This window comes from Billgrantia bachuensis (genome assembly GCF_011742165.1).
Lineage (GTDB): Bacteria > Pseudomonadota > Gammaproteobacteria > Pseudomonadales > Halomonadaceae > Halomonas > Halomonas bachuensis.
Genome location: NZ_JAAQTO010000024.1, coordinates 1 through 16990, shown reverse-complemented (window position 1 = coordinate 16990; position 16990 = coordinate 1). Strand labels below are relative to the sequence as shown.

At 66.2% G+C, this 16990-nt stretch carries 18 protein-coding genes; 12 read left to right on the top strand and 6 right to left on the bottom strand.

The features are described from left to right. The first annotated feature begins 33 nt into the window (after positions 1-33). The gene (locus HBJ55_RS09950; protein WP_167113649.1) at positions 34-528 is read left to right on the top strand and encodes a glutathione peroxidase; all 495 of its coding nucleotides are present in this window, start codon (positions 34-36) and stop codon (positions 526-528) included. A 46-nt stretch (positions 529-574) separates the two neighbouring features. Here the strand turns inward: HBJ55_RS09950 and HBJ55_RS09945 are convergent, their stop codons facing one another. Beyond that, positions 575-967, bottom strand: a complete 393-nt coding sequence (locus HBJ55_RS09945; protein WP_167113646.1) for a DUF7079 family protein — start codon at positions 965-967, stop codon at positions 575-577. 163 nt (positions 968-1130) lie between these two features. Here HBJ55_RS09945 and fabV point away from each other — a divergent pair, with 163 nt between their 5' ends. The 8 genes from fabV (at position 1131) to astB (ending at position 10041) form a co-directional block, all read left to right on the top strand. Next, entirely contained in the window at positions 1131-2342 is a 1212-nt protein-coding gene (gene fabV / locus HBJ55_RS09940; protein ID WP_167113643.1) for an enoyl-ACP reductase FabV, read from the top strand. A gap of 56 nt (positions 2343-2398) precedes the next feature. Next, positions 2399-2608 carry a hypothetical protein gene (locus HBJ55_RS09935; protein ID WP_167113641.1) on the top strand — a complete coding sequence of 70 codons (210 nt, stop codon included), beginning with the start codon at positions 2399-2401 and terminating at the stop codon, positions 2606-2608. 110 nt (positions 2609-2718) lie between these two features. Beyond that, the gene (locus HBJ55_RS09930; RefSeq protein WP_206022474.1) at positions 2719-3693 is read left to right on the top strand and encodes a GlxA family transcriptional regulator; all 975 of its coding nucleotides are present in this window, start codon (positions 2719-2721) and stop codon (positions 3691-3693) included. A gap of 136 nt (positions 3694-3829) precedes the next feature. Continuing rightward, entirely contained in the window at positions 3830-5044 is a 1215-nt protein-coding gene (locus tag HBJ55_RS09925) for an aspartate aminotransferase family protein (RefSeq protein ID WP_167113638.1), read from the top strand. A 50-nt stretch (positions 5045-5094) separates the two neighbouring features. Continuing rightward, positions 5095-6168, top strand: a complete 1074-nt coding sequence (locus HBJ55_RS09920) for an arginine N-succinyltransferase (protein ID WP_167113635.1) — start codon at positions 5095-5097, stop codon at positions 6166-6168. Continuing rightward, complete coding sequence (gene astA / locus HBJ55_RS09915; protein ID WP_167113632.1) at positions 6168-7214, top strand: arginine N-succinyltransferase; 1047 nt, start codon at positions 6168-6170, stop codon at positions 7212-7214. Before HBJ55_RS09920 ends, astA begins: the two co-directional genes overlap by 1 nt. After that, on the top strand, positions 7211-8680 hold the full coding sequence (astD, locus tag HBJ55_RS09910) for a succinylglutamate-semialdehyde dehydrogenase (RefSeq protein ID WP_167113629.1): 1470 nt from the start codon (positions 7211-7213) through the stop codon (positions 8678-8680). The genes astA and astD overlap by 4 nt, the downstream gene beginning before the upstream one ends. Continuing rightward, the gene (astB, locus tag HBJ55_RS09905; RefSeq protein WP_167113626.1) at positions 8677-10041 is read left to right on the top strand and encodes an N-succinylarginine dihydrolase; all 1365 of its coding nucleotides are present in this window, start codon (positions 8677-8679) and stop codon (positions 10039-10041) included. The genes astD and astB overlap by 4 nt, the downstream gene beginning before the upstream one ends. Positions 10042-10124: 83 nt before the next feature. On the opposite strand, the gene HBJ55_RS09900 is transcribed toward astB, so the two are convergent. Then, positions 10125-11147 carry an SDR family oxidoreductase gene (locus HBJ55_RS09900; protein WP_167113623.1) on the bottom strand — a complete coding sequence of 341 codons (1023 nt, stop codon included), beginning with the start codon at positions 11145-11147 and terminating at the stop codon, positions 10125-10127. Positions 11148-11275: 128 nt separating this feature from the next. Here HBJ55_RS09900 and HBJ55_RS09895 point away from each other — a divergent pair, with 128 nt between their 5' ends. Beyond that, positions 11276-11758, top strand: coding sequence for a GNAT family N-acetyltransferase (locus HBJ55_RS09895; RefSeq protein ID WP_167113620.1), 483 nt, complete (start codon positions 11276-11278; stop codon positions 11756-11758). Continuing rightward, positions 11755-12891, top strand: a complete 1137-nt coding sequence (zapE, locus tag HBJ55_RS09890) for a cell division protein ZapE (protein ID WP_167113617.1) — start codon at positions 11755-11757, stop codon at positions 12889-12891. The genes HBJ55_RS09895 and zapE overlap by 4 nt, the downstream gene beginning before the upstream one ends. Here zapE and HBJ55_RS09885 read toward each other — a convergent pair. Together HBJ55_RS09885 and HBJ55_RS09880 are read right to left on the bottom strand one after the other, a co-directional pair. Beyond that, entirely contained in the window at positions 12888-13937 is a 1050-nt protein-coding gene (locus HBJ55_RS09885) for an SPFH domain-containing protein (protein ID WP_167113614.1), read from the bottom strand. The genes zapE and HBJ55_RS09885 overlap by 4 nt on opposite strands. A 74-nt stretch (positions 13938-14011) precedes the next feature. Further along, positions 14012-14464 (bottom strand): NfeD family protein, encoded by a 453-nt coding sequence (locus HBJ55_RS09880; protein ID WP_167113611.1) that lies wholly within the window; start codon positions 14462-14464, stop codon positions 14012-14014. 98 nt (positions 14465-14562) lie between these two features. Between HBJ55_RS09880 and copM the strand changes: the two genes are divergently transcribed. Further along, positions 14563-15132, top strand: coding sequence for a CopM family metallochaperone (copM, locus tag HBJ55_RS09875; protein ID WP_240936065.1), 570 nt, complete (start codon positions 14563-14565; stop codon positions 15130-15132). Here the strand turns inward: copM and HBJ55_RS09870 are convergent. Continuing rightward, positions 15129-15275, bottom strand: a complete 147-nt coding sequence (locus HBJ55_RS09870) for a hypothetical protein (RefSeq protein ID WP_167113608.1) — start codon at positions 15273-15275, stop codon at positions 15129-15131. The genes copM and HBJ55_RS09870 overlap by 4 nt on opposite strands. After that, the gene (locus tag HBJ55_RS09865; RefSeq protein WP_167113605.1) at positions 15263-16939 is read right to left on the bottom strand and encodes an alpha-glucosidase; all 1677 of its coding nucleotides are present in this window, start codon (positions 16937-16939) and stop codon (positions 15263-15265) included. The genes HBJ55_RS09870 and HBJ55_RS09865 overlap by 13 nt, the downstream gene beginning before the upstream one ends. Positions 16940-16990: the final 51 nt, after the last annotated feature.

Here is a 16990-nt window from a genome sequence, read left to right as displayed (position 1 = left end):
CGTGGTGAGAGGTGACAGCGAGGCAGGCGAGACATGGCCATCCACGAGCACGAATGCCGCACCTTCCGCGGTGAGCCCTTCAACCTGCGGGCCTTGCAGGGGCAAGTGCTGTTGGTCGTGAACGTGGCCAGCCGCTGCGGCTTCACGCCCCAGCTCGGTGAGCTGGAACGTCTCTATCGCCGCCACCGCGACCGAGGTTTTACCGTGCTGGCCTTTCCATGCAATCAGTTCGCGCGCCAGTCGCCGGAAACGGCGCTGGACTTCTGTGCCTTCAGCACGAGCCAGTACGGCGTGACGTTCCCGGTCATGGAAAAGGTTCGGGTGAACGGTGCCGGGGCACACCCGCTGTTCGTCGAGCTCAAGCGCGAGGCACCGGGCCTCATGCGCACCAGAATGATCAAGTGGAACTTCACCAAGTTCCTGGTGGCCCGCGACGGCAGAGTGATTCGGCGCTTCTCGCCGCGCGCCAGCGGACAGGAATTGGAGCGGGCGTTGGAAGAGGCGCTCGACGAGAAGTTCCAGCTCTAGGTTCCGGCAGAACGGCGGCCGGTACCGTTCCTGACAACCAGCCGGTTCAGGCGTGTGGCGACTCCCCTCGCGCCATCATCACCCGGGCCATCAGTTCGTTCCAGCGATGCCGGGTCATCATCGTGGTCAGTCCCGAGAACAGCGCCCAGGTCTTGCGCCTCCACCCCTTGAGCCGCAGGTTGTGAGCCACCAGCTGTTGCATCAACTGGTAGTCGTCGAAATCGCGCCAGTTGCCGGCGATCGACACTTGGTTGCGTGCCAACACCGGGGCAAGCTCCAGACGAAAGATCCACTCCAACTGATGCAATGTCAGGTCGTGGCGCTGGATCACTTCCACCATGTGCGCGTAGTCGCGTTCGCTGGGCTCGCGGTCCAGCCATAGCGGAGCCAGCGCCAGCCACAGCTCGCCGCGTTCGTCCACTAGCGCCTGCGCTTTCATACCCACCTCCTGCCATGGCATTGCCGGGGTTGCATCGTGCACCAGCTACCATCGTCGCTCAAGTGCGGACAGACGCAAGCGTGGCCGCTAGAATGTCGCCACTGCCCATTCGTATCGATCCGGCGTCCTGCGCGGCGCTGTACAACCAATAACGAGGTCTGTCGTGATCATCAAACCCAAGGTTCGCGGTTTCATCTGTACCACTACTCACCCGGTCGGCTGCGAGAAGAACGTGCTCGAGCAGATCGAGGCGACCCGTACGCGCCAGCTCGACAAGACCGACGGGCCGAAGAAGGTGCTGGTGGTGGGTGCCTCCAGCGGTTACGGCCTGGCGGCGCGCATCACCGCGGCGTTCGGCTACGGTGCCGATACCCTGGGCGTGTTCTTCGAGAAGCCCGGCAGCGAGAAGAAGCCCGGCACCGCGGGCTGGTACAACGCCGCCGCCTTCGACAAGTTCGCCAAGGCCGAGGGACTCTACAGCAAATCGATCAACGGCGACGCCTTCTCCCACGAGGCGCGCGAGAAGGCCATCGAGCTGATCAAGCAGGACATGGGCCAGATCGACCTGGTGGTCTATTCGCTGGCCTCGCCGGTGCGCAAGCTGCCCGATAGCGGCGAACTCAAGCGCTCCGCGCTCAAGCCGATCGGTGAGACCTACCGTGCCACCGCCATCGACACCAACAAGGACACCATCATCGAGGCCGAGGTCGAGCCCGCTACCGAGCAGGAGATCGAGGACACCAAGGCGGTGATGGGCGGCGAGGACTGGGAGCTGTGGATCGATGCGCTGGACAAGGCCGGCGTGCTGGCTCCAGGTGCACGCAGCGTGGCGTTCAGCTACATCGGCACCGAGATCACCTGGCCGATCTACTGGCACGGGGCGCTGGGCAAGGCGAAAGAGGATCTCGACCGCGCCGCCGGCGAGATCGATGCGAAGCTCAAGGCCAGCGGCGGCGGCGCCAACGTGGCGGTGCTCAAGTCGGTGGTGACCCAGGCCAGTGCCGCCATTCCGGTCATGCCGCTGTATATCGCCATGGTCTACAAGGTGATGAAGGAGAAGGGCCTGCACGAGGGTACCATCGACCAGCTCAACCGACTGTTCGGCGAACGGCTCTATTCATCTCAAGGGCAGGGTGGGGAAATGACGACCGACGAAGCCGGCCGCCTGCGCCTGGACGACTGGGAGTTGCGCGATGACGTGCAGCAGGCATGCAAGGACCTGTGGCCCCAGGTGACCACCGAGAACCTGTTCCAGATCACCGACTATGCTGGCTATAAGCACGACTTCCTGAAGCTATTCGGGTTCGAGCGTGACGACGTCGACTACGAAGCCGACGTGAACCCGGACGTGGACTTCGATGTCGTGACCATATAGGCCCGCCATAGGGTCACATCCATGGCGGGAGAATCCAGCGTCAAAGGAGATGCCCCATGGATACCAGGGAGAGCAAGACGCCAGAGGAAAAGAAGCAGCACCTCAAAGAGGAGCGGCTGCCCGAGGACTTCTCGCACCCCGAGCCCGATGCCGAGCAGCCCGAGGCCAAGCGTTCGCCCAAGGGGGCGCACTGGCTGGTGCTGGGGGTGGCGATTTTGGTGGCTGGCTTCCTGCTCTTCGTGTTGCTCCCTAAGATCGTGGGCTGACTCGATCCCAGCGCCTCGTCCAGGCTTCGCCAGGGCGAGCCGAGTACAAGGTATGGCCAACGCCGCCGATCGAGTACCATTTCAGCTTCGTTCGGCAATGGCGCTGAGACATGCCCGATACATCCCCCATCGCTTCTCGTGAGCCCCCGACCCGTTGGGTCGGGGTGCTGGCGCTGCCGGGCTTCTCGCTGTTGGCACAGGCGTGTGCGCTGGAGCCGCTGATGGTGGTCAACCAGCTGGCTGGCCGGCGACTCTATCGGCTGCAGGCCTTCGCGCCCGACGGGGGCGAAATCGTCAGCATGGCCGACATCAGCCAGGCGGGCTGCACTCCCTTCGAACTGGCCTCGACCGAGCTGGACATGCTGGTCGTGTGTGCGCCGAGCCCGCTGCCGACCATGCACGAGAGTTCACTGCCGGGCCGGTTGCGCCTGCTGGGGCGCAGTGGCGTGGTGCTGGTCGGGGTCGGTGGCGGTACCGAGCTACTGGCCCGTGCCGGCGTGTTGGACGGCTACCGGGCCACGCTGCCGTGGCAACGCTTCGCTGCCTTCACCCGCGACTTTCCCCGCGTGCGCCTGAGCCAGCAGCTGTTCGAGATCGACCGCGACCGCCTCACCTGTGGCGGCGGAACCGCGGCTATGGACATGATGATGACCCTGATCGCCACTCACCACGGCAATGAACTGGCCGAGCGAGTCTCCGAGCACTTCGTGCTGGAGCGGGTGCGCATGGCCGACGAACCTCAGCAAGTGCCGCTGCGTGCCCGGCTGGGGCATGCTCCGGCGTCGCTGATGGATGCCGTGATGCTGATGGAAGCCAACATCGAGGAGCCGCTGACCACCCACGAGCTGGCCGAACACCTCGGCATCTCGCGGCGTCAGCTCGAGCGCTTGTTCAAGAAGTATCTCCAGGCCGTGCCGGGGCGCTACTACCTCGACTTGCGCCTGAAGGAGGCCCGACGCCTGCTGCGCGACAGTGACCTTCCCGTCGGCGAGATCGCCATGAAGACGGGCTTCTCGTCGCCCGCACACTTCTCCACTGCCTACCGCAACCACTTCGGCGTGACCCCTCGCGAGGAGCGTCTCTAGCCGTTCCGACAACTTTTTCTACAGCCCTTTTATACAAATCGGGGTCCCATAGCTGAAAGCCGTCGGCGGCCAGGCTCTTTATACTCGGATGACATCACTGCGTTATTGATCCCTCTTTGCAGGAATGGAGACCGAGATGAGCCATACCCCGACCCGCGCCGACTTCGACCAGTACATGGTACCGAACTACTCTCCCCAGAAGGTCATTCCGGTACGCGGCGAGGGCAGCCGTCTGTGGGACCAGGAGGGGCGCGAGTACATCGACTTCGCCGGCGGCATTGCCGTGAACTCCCTCGGTCACTGTCATCCGGTGCTGGTCGAGGCGCTCACGGAGCAGGCGGGCAAGCTCTGGCATCTGTCCAACGTCTATACCAACGAGCCGGCGCTGAAGCTGGCGAAATCCCTGGTGGAGCGTACCTTCGCCGACAAGGCCTACTTCTGTTCCTCCGGCGGCGAAGCCAACGAGGCGGCGCTCAAGCTGGCGCGGCGCTGGGCCCACGACAACTTCGGCGAGCACAAGCATCGCATCGTCTCCTTTCAGCAATCCTTCCACGGCCGCACCTTCTTCACCGTCAGCGTCGGCGGCCAGCCCAAGTACTCCCAGGGCTTCGGCCCGGTGCCTGGCGGCATCGTGCACGGCGAATTCAATAACCTCGACAGCGTGCGCGACCTGATCGACGACGACACCTGCGCGGTGATGGTCGAGCCGATGCAGGGCGAGGGCGGCATCGTGCCGGCCACCCATGAGTTCCTTCAGGGGCTGCGCGATTTGTGCGACACCCACGACGCGCTGCTGATCTTCGACGAGGTGCAGACCGGCGTCGGCCGTACCGGCTCGCTGTTCGCCTACATGGACTACGGCATCGAGCCCGACATTCTCACCAGCGCCAAGGCGCTGGGCGGCGGCTTCCCCGTCGGCGCCATGCTGACCACCGACCGCGTCGCCCCGGCCATGGCCATCGGCACCCACGGCTCCACCTACGGCGGCAACGCCCTGGCCTGCGCCGTGGCCCTGGCCGCAGTGGAGCACATCGACACTCGCGAAGTGCTAGGCGGCGTCAAGCAGCGCCACGACCTGTTCCGCGAGCACCTCGAGACCATCAATCGCAAGCATGGCGTGTTCAGTGAGATCCGCGGCATGGGGCTGCTGATCGGCGCCCAGATGGCTCCCGAGTACGAGGGGCGGGCCAAGGACATCCTGCCGCTGGCCATCGAAGAGGGCCTGATGGCGCTGATCGCTGGTCCCAACGTGCTGCGCATGGCGCCCTCGCTGGTGATTCCCGAGGCCGATATCGCCGAAGGCATGGCGCGACTCGAACGCGCCGTGGCGCGCCTGGTGGCGGCCAAGTGAAGGCAGGCCGAGCCATGCAGGACACCGCCAATCGACCTGGAGATCCCGCCATGATGGTCGTACGCCCCGTCAGGCAGGCCGACCTGCCGGCGCTAGAGCGGTTGGCAGGCCTGGCCACACCGAGCCTGACCAACCTGCCGGCCCATCGCGACCGCCTCGAGGAGCGCATCGCCCGCTCGCGGCAATCGTTCGGCCGCGAGGTGGATTTCCCCGGCGACGAGCACTACACCTTCGTGCTCGAGGATCTCGAACGTGACGAGGTGGTGGGTACCGCTACCCTGCGCGCCGAGGCCGGCGCGCGCGAGGCCTACTACACCTACCGCCAGGAAACGCTGATCCACGCCTCGCAGCAGCTCAACGTGCGCCGCGAGGTGCAGACCCTCTCGCTCTCCCACGAGGTCTCCGAGACCACCCAGCTGTGCGCGCTGTCGCTGGACCCGCGCTATCGCGGCACCAGCGCCGAGAGCCTGCTGCGCCGCGCGCGGCTGATGTTCATCGCCCAGTACCCGGAGCGCTTCGCCGAGGTGCTGGCGATGGCCTTCCCGGGCTACCTCGACGAACAAGGGGAATCACCGTTCTGGAACAGCGTGGGTCGCCACTTCTTCGTGCGCGACTACCACGACATCAATTACCTCGCTGGGGTGCGCTCGAAGAGCTTCATCGCCGAGGTGATGCCGCAGTTCCCGCTCTACCTGGCGCTGCTCACGCCCCAGGCGCGCGCCGCCATCGGCCGCGAGCACCCCGCCCACGAGACCGCCATGGCCGAGATGCTGGCCGAGGGTTTCATGCGCTCGCGCCACGTCGACCTGTTCGACGCCGGCCCGGTGATCAAGGGCGAGCGCGACCGCCTGCAGACCTTCCGGCGTGCCGCCTGGCACCCGGTAAGGGTGCGCCCGGCACACGCCTTGCCGGACGCCGAGCCGGCGATGATTGCCAACCAGCGCCTGGCCGATTTCCGCTGCGTGGTGGCGCGCTATGCGCTGTCGCCTACCGGGCAATTGATGATTTCGCCGGAACATGCCGAGCTGCTCGGCGTGGAGGAGGGCCGCGCGGTGCTGGCCGCGCCGCTGGCGTTGCCGACGGCGGGCGAGGACGAACTGGGCTTCGACGAGGGAGAGCTGTGATGCGTATTCGACCGATTACCGAGGGCGACCTGGACGAACTGCAGAAGATCGCTCGCGAAACCGGGGTCGGCTTCACCTCGCTGCCCGACAACCGTGAATTCCTCACGGCCAAGATCGCCGCTGCGGTGGCAGCCTTCGAACAGCGCACGCCGGTCGACCGGCGCAACTACTTCTTCGTGCTCGAGGACGAGGCGAGCGGCGAACTGGCGGGCTGTTGCGCCATCGAGAGCCAGGTGGGCCGCGAGGTGCCGTTCTACCACTACCGGCTGGGTACGCTGGCCCACTCATCGGTGCAGCTCGATCTGCACCGTACCATCGACACGCTGTTTCTCAGCTCCGACCACACCGGCGACGCCGAGGTGGCCTCGCTGTTCCTGCGCCCCGGTTTTCGTGGCAAGGAGCGTCAGCACCAGCGCAACGGCGCGCTGCTGTCGATGATGCGCTGGCTGTTCATGGCCGAGTTCCGCGACCAGTTCCCCGACAAGGTGCTGGCCGAGATGCGCGGCGTTTTCGACGAGCGTGGCAAGAGCCCGTTCTGGGAGTGCCTGGGCAGCCACTTCTTTCCGTTGGATTTCGACGAGGCCGATCGCCTCACCGGGCTGGGCCAGAAGAGCTTTATCGGCGAGTTGATGCCCAAGTTCCCGATCTATACGCCGTTCCTCTCCGACGAGGCACGAGCCTGCATCGGCCAGGTGCACCACCACACCCGCCCGGCGCTGGCCATGCTCAAGAAGGAGGGCCTGCGCTGGGAAGGCTTCATCGACATTTTCGATGGCGGGCCGACGGTGGAAGCCTATATCGACGACGTGCGCGCGGTGCGCAAGTCGCGCCGTTGCCGGGTCGAGATCCGCAGCGGCAGCGAAGCGCCATCCGCTCGCCCACGCTGGCTGGCGGCGAGTACCGTAATGGCCGATTTCCGTTCCGCCTGGGTGGCCCACGGCCCCGACGAGGAGGGCACCCTCACCCTGAGCGAAGCGGAGGCGCAGCGCCTGGGCGTGGTGGCCGGCGACTCCCTGCGCGTACTGGATACCGAGGAGACTCCATGAAAGCGATGCAACAGCTGATGATCGGCGGCCGCTGGCAGCCGGGCGAGGCAACGACATTCACCAAGTGCGACCCGGTCTCCGGCGAGACCCTGTGGCAGGGTGCGGCGGCCAGTGACAGCCAGGTGGCGGCGGCGGTCGAGGCTGCCCGCGGTGCCTTCCCGGGCTGGGCCCGGCTCGCCTTCGCCGAGCGCCTGAACGTGGTGGAGCGCTTTCGCGAGAAGCTCGAGGCGCACCGCGAGGACCTGGCCCGTGCCATCGCCAGCGAAACCGGCAAGCCGCTGTGGGAAGCACGCACCGAAGTAGGCGCTATGATCGGCAAGGTAGCCATCTCGGTCCGCGCCTACCAGGAGCGCACCGGCGAGCGCAGCCGCGAGGTCGGCGACACCACCGCCGTGCTGCGCCACCGCCCGCATGGCGTAATGGCGGTGTTCGGCCCCTACAACTTCCCCGGCCACTTGCCCAACGGCCACATGGTGCCGGCGCTGCTGGCCGGCAATACCGTGGTCTTCAAGCCCAGCGAGCAGACTCCGCTGAGCGCCGACCTGACCCTGCAGTGCTGGCACGAGGCGGGCCTGCCCGCGGGCGTGATCAACCTGGTGCAGGGCGCCGCCCCGGTGGGCCAGGCGCTGTCGTCGCATCCCGGCATCGACGGGTTGCTGTTTACCGGCAGCGCCCGGGTCGGGGGCCTGCTCAACCGTCAGTTCGCCGACCAGATGGAGAAGATCCTGGCGCTGGAGCTGGGCGGCAACAACCCGCTGGTGATCAAGGACGTGCACGACCAGGACGCCGCGGTGCTGACCATCCTGCAATCGGCATTCCTCTCCGGCGGCCAGCGCTGCACCTGTGCGCGCCGGCTGATCGTGCCCGAGGGTCAGGTCGGCGATCATTTGCTCGATGCACTGGTCGATGCCATCGCCCGCTTGCGGGTGGCGGGGCAGTTCGCGGAGCCGGCGCCGTTCTACGGTGGCCTGGTCAGCCCGGAGGCGGCCCAGGGCCTGCTCAAGGCCCAGGACGACCTGGAGGCGCTGGGCGGCGTGGTGCTGGCGCGCATGGAGTGCCTGGAGCCGGGCACCAGCCTGCTCTCGCCGGCGCTGATCGACGTCAGCGGCCTGCCGGTGCCCGACGAGGAGCACTTCGGCCCACTGCTCAAGGTCCACCGCTACCGTGACTGGGACCACGCCCTCGAGCTGGCCAACGATACTCGCTACGGCCTCGCCGCCGGCCTGATCGGCGGCGAACGCGGCGACTGGGATGACTTCCTGCTGCGCATCCGCGCCGGCATCGTCAACTGGAACCGCCAGACCACCGGCGCTTCCGGTGACGCCCCCTTCGGCGGCGTGGGCATCAGCGGCAACCATCGTCCCAGTGCCTATTACGCGGCGGACTACTGCGCCTATCCGGTGGCCTCGATGGAGGCCGAGAGCCTCACGCTGCCCGACAACCTGCCGCCTGGAGTCGTGCTATGAGCGAAACGACGAACGCCGCCGACTACCGGGAAGTCAACTTCGACGGCCTGGTGGGCCCGACCCACAATTACTCGGGCCTGGCCCACGGCAACGTGGCCTCGATGAGCCACGGCGGGCTGGTCTCCAACCCCCGCGAGGCGGCACTGCAAGGCCTGACCAAGATGAAGGCGCTGCTGGATGCCGGCTACGCCCAAGGCGTGCTGCCGCCGCAGCAACGGCCGGATCTCGGCGCGCTGCGCTCGCTCGGCTTCACTGGCAGCAACCGCGAGGTACTGGCACGGGCGGCCAGCGAAGCGCCCCAGGTGCTGCGCGCGGTGTGCTCGGCTTCGAGCATGTGGACGGCCAATGCCGGCACGGTGACACCGAGCCGCGACGCGCCGGACGGCCGGGTGCACTTCACCCCGGCCAATCTGCAGTCGAGCTTCCATCGTTACCTGGAGCCGGAAACCACCGGCCGTGTTTTGGCGGCCATCTTCCGCAACGAGGCGCACTTCGCCCACCATCCGGTGCTGCCGGCCACCCCGGCCTTCTCCGACGAGGGGGCGGCCAACCACACCCGGCTGTGCGGCGAACACGGCGATGCCGGCGTGCATCTGTTCGTATACGGTCGCCAGGCTTTCGGCGGGGACCCGTCCCATGAGCCCAAGCGCTTTCCCGCACGCCAGACGCTGGAAGCGAGCCAGGCAGTGGCCCGTCAGCACGGTCTCACGGCGGCCCAGACGGTATTCGCCCAGCAGCATCCCGATGCCATCGACGCCGGGGTGTTCCACAACGATGTGATCGCGGTGGGCAACGGGCCGGTGCTGCTCTATCACGCGATGGCCTTCCGCGACGAGCAGGCCGCGCTCGACGAGTTGCGCAGCAAAATGACCTCGCCGCTGATTCCGGTTCGCGTACCCCTTGAGGCGGTAAGCCTCGAGGATGCCGTGGCCTCGTATCTGTTCAACTCACAGCTGCTGAGCAATCCCGACGGCAGCATGACGCTGGTGGTGCCGGGCGAATGCCAGGAGCGCGAAGCGGTATGGCGCAGCATTCAGGATCACCTGCTGGCCGGGCACAACCCCATCAATGAGGTGGTCGTCAAGGACGTCAAACAGAGCATGCGCAACGGCGGCGGCCCCGCCTGCCTGCGCCTGCGGGTGGCGCTCTCACGCCAGGAGCGCGCCGCGCTGACCGGCCGGGTGCTGCTCACCGATGCCCTGCACGACGAGCTGACCGCCTGGGTCGAGCGCCACTACCGCGACCGGCTGGCACCGGACGATCTCGCCGACCCGCAGCTGGCCGACGAGACACTTACCGCATTGGACGAGCTGACGCGCCTTCTTGAAATCGGCTCGGTCTATCCGTTCCAGTTGGGATAGTCCCTTGCGACAGGTCTTTGGCGATAGCCCTTTGCGATAGCCCCAAATACAACGAGAGACGCGTCACGGAGTCGCTGAGAGACTCAATAGCGCTTTCGTCGCGCCGTGCCGGTCAGCGCTGCGATACCGAGCACGGCGCCAGCGATGGCCGAGGCCGTCAGCGCCGGATGCAGGGACGCCTGGGTATAGCGGCTCCTGCCGGCAACCGACTGGTCGAAGTCGGCCCGCTGCCAGACACCCGGTGCCGGCCGATGCAGCCCACCGATATGCTGAGGCGGCTGATCCGATCGTTGCTTGGGAATCATGCTGCGCCGCATGATGCGGTCGGCCAGCCTCGGCGCCAGGTGGCCGAGCATGGCGATGCCCTTGCTGGCGCCGCCGACGCGAATGTCGCGCCGTGGGTGCTCGGCGCAGTGCAGGATGGCTTCGGCCACGACGTTCGGCTCATAGAGGGGCGGTGGCAGGGTCGGTTCGACGTCCATGTGGTTGCCCGCGTGGTGCGGGAAGGGAGTGGCGATGCTGGCCGGCTTGACCAGCGTGACCGAAACTGGTGCTCCCAGCTCCTCGAGCTCCATGCGCAGCGCATCGGTGAAGCCCTTGACCGCGTGCTTTGCGGCCGAGTACATGCCCTGCAGCGGGATGGCGCGATCCGAGACCACGGAGCCCAGGTTGATGATGGCGCCACCGTGCCGTTCGGTGCGCATGCCCAAGTGGCGGGCTGCCTCCAGCGAGCCGTGGACGACGCCCCAGTAGTCGGTGTCGAACAGGCGGCGTTGGTCTTCGAGCGGTTGGTCGGTCATATAGCCGAACAGCGAAACCCCGGCGTTGTTGACCCAGGTGTCGAAGCCGCCGAACTGGTGAATTGCCGTCTCGACCACGTCACGAACTTGCTCGGGATCGCCGACGTCGGCTGCCACGGCGACGGCTGCCGCACCGCGCTGATCGAGCTCATCGACCAGCGCTTCCAGCGCGTTCTCGTCGCGAGCGACGACGACCAGGCGGGCACCGCGCTCGGCGGCCAGACGCGTGGTTGCCAGGCCGATACCGCTGGTGGCACCGGTAATGACCAGGATCTGGTCTGCGAGTTTCTTCAATGACACTGCCATATCGCTCTCCTTGCCTGCGTTCCGGTAGTCGCTTGGTGTTCTGCGGTCCATGTCGTCTCAGGATAGAATCCCTGTGAGATCTGCCAAAGCGAAGCGGCAGCCATATCTGCCGGCACCAAGGAGAGAGCATGTCCAAGCTGGATCCAATCAATATCGTTCGACTGAGTCCCGACTCGGACCATGTCCCTACCGTGGCGAGCTGGACCTACGCCGAGTGGGGCCACCTCAATCCCGGCTATACCGCCGAGTCCTGGTGCGAGGCCTTTCGCCGCGAGTGCGGCATCGCTGGCGTGCCGTCGGTCTTCGTGGCGATGGAAGGCGACCAGCCGGTGGGAACGGCGGCGTTGATGGCCCGGGACATGGACTCCCGCCACGAGCTCACGCCCTGGCTGGCCTCGGTCTTCGTGCTGCCGGAGTGGCGTGGCCAAGGCATCGCCTCGACGCTGATCCGGCGGGTCGAGGAGGAGGCCAGCGCTTGCGGCACGACCCAGTTCTACCTGTTCACGCCCGACCAGCAGGCGCTCTATCGCCGGCTAGGCTGGCACGATCATGAAGAGCTGAGCTACCGCGGCGAGGAGGTCACCATCATGCAGCGCCGGCTCGCAGAATGACGGCAGCCGCGCCGCTCGACTTCTACCGCGAAGCGGTGGAGCGCCATGGTTTCGCCCCCGACGAGGCCCAGCGAGTTGCCGCCGCCCGGCTCGATGAATGCTTCCATGCGCTGCACGACGAAGCTGTCGCGACCAAGCGCCGCTTCATTCCCGGCGTCTATCTCTGGGGCCCGGTGGGGCGCGGCAAGACCTGGCTGATGGATGGTTTCCATCGGCATCTCGACGTGCCCTCCCGTCGCCTGCACTTTCACCACTTCATGCGCTGGGTGCACCAGCGCCAGTTCCAGCTTGGCGGTACCCCCGATCCGCTGACAGCGCTGGCGCGGGAACTGGCCACAGAAGTCCGCGTGCTGTGCCTCGACGAGCTGTTCGTCAGCGACATTGCCGATGCCATGCTGCTCGGCCGCCTGCTGCAGTCGCTGTTCGAGCAGGGCATGGTGCTGGTGTGTACCTCCAACCAGGCGCCGCGTCAGCTCTACGCCGACGGTCTCAACCGTGAGCGCTTCGCGCCCGCCATCAACGCCATTGAGCGCCACATGGACGTCGTGGAACTCGACGGCGGCTTCGATCACCGACTGCACCCCGGCCAGGCGTGCCAGCGCTATTGGGTGGCCGAGCCCGGCCGGCCCAGCGCACTGGACGAAGTCTTCGACTGGCTGAGCGAGGGTGAGGCGGCAAACCAAGCGCCCATCGAGCTGGGGCACCGCCGGATAGCGGTGGAACGACGAAGCGAAAGCGTGGTGTGGTGCCGCTATGCCGAGCTGTGCGAGCAGCCCTTGGCGGCATTGGATTTCATTGCCTTGGTCGACGGCTTCGGGCAGATCCTGCTGAGCGAGGTGCCGCGCTTGAGCGATGCGAGTGCGGTGCGAGGCATCGCCCATGGTACCGAGGACGGTGCCGAGCGCATCGAGGCCGGGGAGCGCGAGCTGCCGCCGCTCTCACGGCGCGACGACGGCGTGCGCCGCTTCATCGCGCTGGTCGATGAATGCTATGACCGCCGCGTACCGCTGTATGTGGAAGCCGAGGTAGCCATGAACGAACTCTACGCCCATGGCTACCTGGCGTTCGCCTTTCGCCGCACTCTCAGCCGGCTGCGTGAGATGCAGCTGGCACGATTCGGTGCGAGTGGCTAGCCGGCGCTGCCCGCACCGCCGAGGAGGCCGCCGCGCACACCGCTCTGTCGGTCGCTCTCGCGCAGGTGCTTCGCCACGGTGTCTTCCGGCGAGCCGGCCATCTCGCGGAACATGCCCATGGAGCCGAGCAGGGCGGAGGATTCGTAGGGCACGAACACGCGTTCGCCGTCCTGGGCCATGTTCGGCAGGACCTTGATGTAGCTCTGGCCCAGCAGGTAGCCGACTACGGTGCGCTTGTGCTCGTCGCTGTCGCCGATGGCGTTGAGCACCAGCTTGATCGATTCTTGCTCGCCCTGGGCGCGCAGAATGGCCGACTCCTTGTCGCCCTGGGCATTGAGGATCGCCGATTCGCGCTGACCCTGGGCCTTGGCGATGGCAGCAGCCTTCTCGCCCTCGGCCTCGGTCACGGTGGCGCGACGCTTGCGCTCGGCGGCCATCTGCAGGCGCATGGCGGTCTCCACTTCCTCGGGCATGGCGATGTCCTGAACCTCCACCCGCGAGATCTTCACGCCCCACTTGGAGGCCGGCTCCTCCATGGCGGCCTGGATCTCGTTGTTGACCTCGGCGCGCGACTCGAACAGCTTGTCGAGCTCCATCTTGCCCACCACCGAGCGCAGCGTGGTCTTGGCCAGCACTTCCACCGCCTGGCTCATGTTCTCGATCTCGTAGACGGCGCGGCGCGGGTCGATGATCTGGTAATAGAGCGCCCCGTTGATGGTCACAGTGACGTTATCGGTGGTCACCACCGGCTGGCCGGGAAAGTCCATGACCGTCTCGCGGCGGTCGATGCGCGCCTCGTTGGTCGTCACCGGGAAATACTCCTCGCCGCGCTTCTGGTAACGCACCATGGTGATGGCGCGTGGCTGCTCGATGAAAGGAATGATGATGTTGATGCCGCTCTCCAGCAGCCGGTTGAACGAGCCCAGACGCTCGATCACCATGACTTCCGACTGGCGCACGATCACCAATCCCTTGGCGATGATCAGGATGCCGATGACGACGACGATCAGGGCCAGCAGTAGCCCCGGGTTGATGGGCAGATCCATGTTCGCGTTCCCTTATATGTAGTGACGTAGATATTAGGCGCCGTGCTGCAGCGCCAAGTGTGGTCTTGTTCGGTTCAGTGCGGCTGGATGTGGCTGACGATGGCGGTGGTGCCATCGAAGCGTTCGAAGGTCACCAGGGTGCCTTCCGGCAGTTCGGTGGCACCGGTTTCTTCCACACGCAGGCGATAGAAGTCGCCATTGATCTTGATGCCGCTGGCGCCGTCGAAGTCGCGTTTCAGGGTGGTGTAGCTGCGCCCCTGCTCCACGCCGGTGCCCGTGGTGCCGTAGGCGACCCCGCTGGGCGAGAACCAGGGGCGGATGACCTTGACCGCAAGCGGCAGCAGGATACCGGAGAACACGCCCATGGCGAGCAATTGCCAGGGCAGGGTGAGGCCCAGCGCCGCCAGGGCCGAGGTGAGTGCGGCGGCAATGCCCAACGCCAGCAGCACCAGGGCGCCGGAAGAGAGTTCGGCCAGGCCCAGCAGCAGGGCAACGGCCAGCCAGATCAAGGCGGGGTTCCAGTCCATGGTAGTCTCGTGATGAGTTATGTCCCGCGCCGGTACGATGACCTGCGTGGCACTGGGTTCTATCGTAGTCGTACGACCCCATGGTAAAGGAGAGCACCATGTCGCACACCCTGCTAATACGCCCCCTCTCGACACTCGCCATCGTCCTGTCCGGCGGCGCCCTGCTGACCGCCCCCGTCATGGCAGCGGAAGAGGAGGCCCAGGCGCAGGAACGGATCGAGCAGGCCCAGGCACAGGAGCGCGAGCAACAGGTTGAAGCACAGCAGGATGTGGAGGCCAACGGCACCGAGGAGGAGGCCAACGGGGACGAAGCCCAGGGGGAGATAGCGGGCGCTGATGAGGACCCGGAGGGACATGACGAGCATGTCGAGGAGCCCCAGGAGGACGAGCACGCTGATAACCCGGCGGTGCAGGCCTATCGTGAAATCGCCGAGCGCATGCATCGCGACATGCTCACCGAGTTTAGTGGCAATGCAGATGTCGATTTCGCCAAGGGCATGGTTGCCCATCACCAGGGTGCCCTCGATATGGCCCGCGTGGTCTTGGAACATGGCGAGGATCCGGCGGTCCGCGACTTGGCCCGCGAAGTCATCGAAACCCAGGAGGAGGAGATCGCCTTTCTTCAGGACTGGCTGGCCCGACACGGCCACGAGAACGAAACCGACTAGACCGGATTGAACTCGTCGGACGGCATCTCCGCGCTGCCGTCCGCTTCGCTTCCCGCCGAGGTGCAGCATTCCGGCGGCATGCTGCACCCGGCGGCGACCCCCTCGTAGTCCTTGCCTATTCCGGCAAGCGTCAGACGTCCCATGTGATCTCCTCCTGCGCCGGGCAGCGGGCGATGGCGATCCCGTGGGGCGGCAGTTGGACCTTGCTAGCGCTCCAGGTGCCGTTGACCTGGGCGGGAGCGTCATCGAGTGGGCTCGCTTCGCGTGGTGCCAAAAGTTCGCGGTGGGCATCGCTGAAGTTGAGAGCCACCAGCAGCCGCTCGCTGGGCCGCTGGGTCGGGTGGTGGCGCTCCAGGCAGAGTACGCCGTCGCGCACCGGATGGTAGCGAATCTCGCCCTTCACCAGTGCCACGTGCTCGCGACGGAAGGCGAGGAAGGCGCGGTAGGCGTTGAGCAGCGAATCGGGAGCGCCATCCTGCTGTTTCATGGCCAGGTCCAGGTGCTCGTCGGGTACCGGCAGCCAGGGTTCGCCGTGGGAGAAGTCGCCGTGGCGCGTGTCGCCGCACCATGGATGCGGCGTCCGGCAGCCGTCGCGACCCTTGTAGGCCGGCCAGAAGGTAAGGCCGGCCGGGTCGACCAGTTGCTCCAGGGTCAGCTCGGCTTCGGGTAAACCCAACTCTTCGCCCTGGTAGAGACAAATGCTGCCGCGCTGGGTCAGCAGAAAGGCCATATAGAGACGCAGCTTGGCCAGATCGCCTTCGGCGTGCCAGCGCGTGGCGACCCGGGGAACGTCGTGGTTACCCAGCGCCCAGCATGGCCAGCCGTCGCCGATGCGCTCCTCCATGGCGGTCATGGTCCGGTGCAGGAACTCGGGGTCGTGGCGCTCACCCAGCAGATCGAAGGAGTAGGCCATGTGCAGGCGGTTGCCGCCTTGGGTATAGGCCGCCATCACATTGAGCGAGTCGTCGTCGCCCACTTCGCCGACGCTGGTGGTGCCGGGATATTCGTCGAGCAGGGCGCGCAATTTCTCCAGGAAGGCCACGTTCTCCGGCTGGGTCTTGTCATGGAGATGCTGCTGGAAGCCGTAGGGGTTATCCGGCCGCACCCCGAGGAAACTCTCGACCGCCTGGGTTCGCGGTGGGTTGTCCTCGAGTTCACCATGGGTGCAGAAATTCACCGCGTCCAGGCGGAAGCCGTCGACACCGCGTTCGAGCCAGAAGCGCACTTCGCCAAGGATGGCTTCGACCACCTCGGGATTGCGGAAGTTGAGGTCCGGCTGGCTGACGAGGAAGTTGTGCAGGTAGTACTGGCAGCGGCGAGTGTCCCACTGCCAGGAGCTGCCACCGAATACCGACTGCCAGTTGGTGGGCGGCGAGCCATCGGGCTTGGCGTCGGCCCACACATACCAGTCGGCTTTGGGGTTGTCGCGGCTGGCTCGGCTCTCGGCGAACCAGGGGTGCTGGTCGGAGGTGTGGGAGAGTACCTGGTCGATGGTGACCTTGAGCCCGCGAGCGTGGGCGGCCTCCACCAGGCGGTCGAAGTCGTCGAGTGTGCCGAACATGGGGTCGACGCCGCGATAGTCGGCCACGTCGTAGCCGAAATCCTTCATCGGCGAGGTGAAGAAGGGCGACAGCCAGATGGCATCGACCCCCAGCGAGGCGATGTAGTCGAGCTTTTCGATCACCCCCGGCAGGTCGCCGATACCGTCGCCGTTGCTGTCCATGAAGCTGCGCGGGTAGATCTGGTAGATCACCGCGCCGCGCCACCAATCCTGCCCCAGCTTGCCGTAGATCGTCTGTCTGCTCATGTCGTGCTTCTGTCGGTGTCCTGGTGTCGTCTTCGGCAAAGGTCGTACCTG

Bases quoted from the DNA above. Each gene is read 5' to 3' on its own strand.
- zapE (WP_167113617.1), top strand. From the start codon at position 11,755: ATGACGGCAGCCGCGCCGCTCGACTTCTACCGCGAAGCGGTGGAGCGC.
- HBJ55_RS09885 (WP_167113614.1), bottom strand. From the start codon at position 13,937: ATGGATCTGCCCATCAACCCGGGGCTACTGCTGGCCCTGATCGTCGTC.
- astD (WP_167113629.1), top strand. From the start codon at position 7,211: ATGAAAGCGATGCAACAGCTGATGATCGGCGGCCGCTGGCAGCCGGGC.
- HBJ55_RS09895 (WP_167113620.1), top strand. From the start codon at position 11,276: ATGTCCAAGCTGGATCCAATCAATATCGTTCGACTGAGTCCCGACTCG.
- HBJ55_RS09935 (WP_167113641.1), top strand. From the start codon at position 2,399: ATGGATACCAGGGAGAGCAAGACGCCAGAGGAAAAGAAGCAGCACCTC.
- HBJ55_RS09900 (WP_167113623.1), bottom strand. From the start codon at position 11,147: ATGGCAGTGTCATTGAAGAAACTCGCAGACCAGATCCTGGTCATTACC.
- HBJ55_RS09925 (WP_167113638.1), top strand. From the start codon at position 3,830: ATGAGCCATACCCCGACCCGCGCCGACTTCGACCAGTACATGGTACCG.
- astA (WP_167113632.1), top strand. From the start codon at position 6,168: ATGCGTATTCGACCGATTACCGAGGGCGACCTGGACGAACTGCAGAAG.
- astB (WP_167113626.1), top strand. From the start codon at position 8,677: ATGAGCGAAACGACGAACGCCGCCGACTACCGGGAAGTCAACTTCGAC.
- HBJ55_RS09880 (WP_167113611.1), bottom strand. From the start codon at position 14,464: ATGGACTGGAACCCCGCCTTGATCTGGCTGGCCGTTGCCCTGCTGCTG.
- HBJ55_RS09945 (WP_167113646.1), bottom strand. From the start codon at position 967: ATGAAAGCGCAGGCGCTAGTGGACGAACGCGGCGAGCTGTGGCTGGCG.
- HBJ55_RS09950 (WP_167113649.1), top strand. From the start codon at position 34: ATGGCCATCCACGAGCACGAATGCCGCACCTTCCGCGGTGAGCCCTTC.
- HBJ55_RS09865 (WP_167113605.1), bottom strand. From the start codon at position 16,939: ATGAGCAGACAGACGATCTACGGCAAGCTGGGGCAGGATTGGTGGCGC.
- HBJ55_RS09930 (WP_206022474.1), top strand. From the start codon at position 2,719: ATGCCCGATACATCCCCCATCGCTTCTCGTGAGCCCCCGACCCGTTGG.
- HBJ55_RS09920 (WP_167113635.1), top strand. From the start codon at position 5,095: ATGATGGTCGTACGCCCCGTCAGGCAGGCCGACCTGCCGGCGCTAGAG.
- HBJ55_RS09870 (WP_167113608.1), bottom strand. From the start codon at position 15,275: ATGGGACGTCTGACGCTTGCCGGAATAGGCAAGGACTACGAGGGGGTC.
- copM (WP_240936065.1), top strand. From the start codon at position 14,563: ATGTCGCACACCCTGCTAATACGCCCCCTCTCGACACTCGCCATCGTC.